The organism is Gudongella ferriphila, from assembly GCF_046224405.1.
GTDB lineage: Bacteria > Bacillota > Clostridia > Tissierellales > Tissierellaceae > Gudongella.
Genome location: NZ_JBJXRK010000053.1, coordinates 1 through 3,115, shown reverse-complemented (window position 1 = coordinate 3,115; position 3,115 = coordinate 1). Strand labels below are relative to the sequence as shown.

Annotated in this window: 5 protein-coding genes; all 5 read left to right on the top strand. The window is 31.7% G+C overall.

The genetic code is table 11. The features are described from left to right. Positions 1 to 204: 204 nt before the first annotated feature. The 5 genes from ACKVDP_RS13590 (at position 205) to ACKVDP_RS13570 (ending at position 2,720) form a co-directional block, all read left to right on the top strand. Positions 205 to 348, top strand: a complete 144-nt coding sequence (locus ACKVDP_RS13590) for a cyclic lactone autoinducer peptide (protein ID WP_409229443.1) — start codon at positions 205 to 207, stop codon at positions 346 to 348. 91 nt (positions 349 to 439) lie between these two features. Continuing rightward, entirely contained in the window at positions 440 to 1,138 is a 699-nt protein-coding gene (locus ACKVDP_RS13585) for a hypothetical protein (RefSeq protein WP_409229442.1), read from the top strand. Between the two features lie 68 nt (positions 1,139 to 1,206). Further along, positions 1,207 to 1,605, top strand: a complete 399-nt coding sequence (locus tag ACKVDP_RS13580) for a hypothetical protein (protein WP_409229441.1) — start codon at positions 1,207 to 1,209, stop codon at positions 1,603 to 1,605. A gap of 220 nt (positions 1,606 to 1,825) precedes the next feature. Then, the gene (locus ACKVDP_RS13575) at positions 1,826 to 1,969 is read left to right on the top strand and encodes an AgrD family cyclic lactone autoinducer peptide (protein ID WP_409229440.1); all 144 of its coding nucleotides are present in this window, start codon (positions 1,826 to 1,828) and stop codon (positions 1,967 to 1,969) included. Between the two features lie 67 nt (positions 1,970 to 2,036). Then, positions 2,037 to 2,720, top strand: coding sequence for a hypothetical protein (locus ACKVDP_RS13570; RefSeq protein WP_409229439.1), 684 nt, complete (start codon positions 2,037 to 2,039; stop codon positions 2,718 to 2,720). The last annotated feature ends 395 nt before the right edge of the window (positions 2,721 to 3,115 follow it).

Genomic DNA, 3,115 nt, shown 5'->3' with positions numbered 1-3,115 from the left:
GGACGGTATTACTATTTTTAATGGTAATCTAAAAATACAATAAATGGTAGTCAAAAGTACAATTAGGGAAGTGGAACCTAGATAGAAATTCAGGTTCCATTTTTTATTTTAGACTATTTATGTCGATTTTAATACGAATTTTGCATGTTGGGGAGAAATCATTGTTTTTAAAGGTATAATGGCAGCGAAAGAAGGTAGTGTAAAATGATAAAAAGATTTGGAAAGTTGCAAGCTATCTTGGCATCAATCTCGCTTCTATTATCTTTTGCTGCAGCAAATCAGGCCTGTGCTCTATTTGCTCATCAATCGGAGTTGCCGGACAGTGTAAGAAAAATGAGAAGATTCTAGTGGTGAGAAGATAATGGAGAAACAAAGTCAGCCAGATTGAAAAGAGGGTTATCTCCCAAAAATGTTGCTATGTGACAAGGAGGAATTACAAATGAAAAATACCAAATTAGCAATAGCTGTTATTTTAGTTTTAGTACAGTTACTGGGGGCTACAACTGTTTTTGCTACAAATTCAGATTTTATCTATAATGATGATTCAGAAATGATCGAAAGGATACCTTTAAATATTAGCGAATTGGAGATTAGAAAAGATGAGAGCTTAGTATCTGTAAAAAGACAACTAAAAGAACAAGGCAAAGAGAATATGTATTATATTTTTGAAAAGTGTATTGAAGATGAATTTAAGCAAATAATTGAATATGAGAATGCTATTGCTTCAGGAAATGTTGTTCCTTACAGAGCGGCTTCTTATACGGTACCAAGCAATAAGTCTGGTGCCATTGCTTGGGGTGACTACAGAACTTCTGGCACAACGGTAGGACTTAGTACAACTGAAACAAGTAACTGGTATCGTGATGTAAATAGATTTAGCGTTAATGATATTGTGACCTACATATTGATTGCTAGAATTCCTTATATTGGTGCATTTTTAGATGCAGTCAAATTTGCAAATAGTATGATCAGTAATTATCAGTGGGATCAAGTATTAGATGGGTCAGGTCGAGCAAGAATCTTAACAGTTGACGATGTTATGGAAGGACAAGCGACAGTAATACACGATTGGGGTGCTAATAATTTAACACTGTATGCTCCATTTGGATATGCAATACAAGATAAGAACAACTGGTAATATTGATATACTAAGGGCTACTTTATGTGGCCCTTCTGGTATAATACTATTAGATTGGAGTGATATAGGTGTCTTTAAGTTATAATTCTTTAGTTTTCAACATATTATTGTTTTCAATCATGATTGTAAGTATAGGTTTTAGAGTTGTTTTCTTTAATTCTAATGCAGCCAAAAAAAATGAAAACAACAAACAAATTAGTAGATTTCTTATATTATTAACTGAGCTGCCAGTCTTTTATGTTTTTATAAAATATGCTAATTTGGTAGATTCAAAAATTGCATTTCCACTTGTTCTATTCATGTTTATTTTAAGTTTTGGAGGTAAAGGTTCTTATTTACTATACAAACTTTATATAGCAGATAAGGATATAGCTTACCTGTTTGGAGTACTACTTGTATATTTTTTAATAGTATTTTCCATAATTTTCATTGACTATAAAAGAATGTTTGATTTATTCTTAGATTGACATTGCAAAGTTTGCGAATGATCTTCTCTATGTTTTGAGAAGCTAAGGGTGCCACAAGTCAAGTTATTACAAAATACAGTATAGAAATTGGATCTGACTAGTAATTCAGGTTCCATTTTTTATTTTAGACGATTTATGTCGATTTTAATACGAATTTTGCATATTGGGGGGAAAGCATTGTCTTTAAAGGTATAATGGCAGCGAAAGGAGGTAGTGTAAAATGATAAAAAAATTTGGAAATTTACAAGCTGTCTTGGCATCAATCTCGCTTCTATTATCTTTTGCTGAGGCAAATCATGTCTGTGCTCTATTTGCTCATCAATCAGAGCTGCCGGACAGTGTAAGAAAAATGAGAAGATTTTAGTGGTGGGATTTAAATTCAAGCAGCTACAAGCAAAGACAAAACGGTTAAATTATGAAGGAGGGTAAACATGAAAAAAATCTTATTACTCGTACTTTCTATTACTTTATTATTTACTAGTTCAGTATTTGCAAATTCTGCTAATAATACTGAAAAAAATAATAAAAGTGAAAATTTTATTGAGAAGAATGTAGATGGAATAACGTTCAAGATCTCCAAAAAGTATTCTCAATTAATAACAAATGAAGACTTAGAATCTATTGCAAAAGATTATCAAGAAGAAGAGATTTTAATAACTATAGAAGAAATTGGTTATGCAGAAGAAGATTCTTTTTCTAAAGATTTAATTGAACCAATGTGGGGGGTTGGTAATACGTATGAAACAACATATGGAGCTTGGGGAACTGAATATGTAAAAAAAGATGCGTTTGTAGCATCAGTTGCAAAAGGTGAATCATATACATTAACATCAGAAATAAAGATAAATTTAAACGCTAGTTATACAGGTACACCTTATGTACCTATAACAGTTGGAGCAGATATAACTGCTACGTATATTAAATCACATACGTTTGAAGGTCCAGAGGAAACAAGTTTTTTTAACTCTAGAGAATTTAGAGTAAAATTCTATGAAAAATCTTCTAATTGGACACAAAAATGGTATATGGATGGGTTTTTAGTAGGAACAAAAACAGGAATTAGAACTTCAGCAACAAAATATTTAAAATATTCTGTGGATCGTAATATACAATAACGTTTTTTGAACTATGCTGAGGTCTTGAGTCAATAAAAGTTAAATGATTTAAATAAACCCAAAGACACCCTTGAGTCTCTTTAGGTTTGTTGGTTTGATGGGCATGTAATATGTCTAAGGTGGAAGTAGTTATCAACGAACCTAGATGTAACTTGGATAGTCTGATTGATACAGGCGAATAAGTAAAAGGAATCCAAGGTCACTAAATTAAGACTATTTCTAAGCAAAAAAAGGAGTAGAAGGCACTTTATGACAAGTTTATTATACTTGACAGACAAAATATGTATCAAGCCTTTGAATAAGATAAAGTCCGTGCAAGAGTTCAGTATCCAGTGTAACATGTAATTGAGACATTTTGTTCTTTCTTTAGTTAGATATTTGGTAGCATTTATATT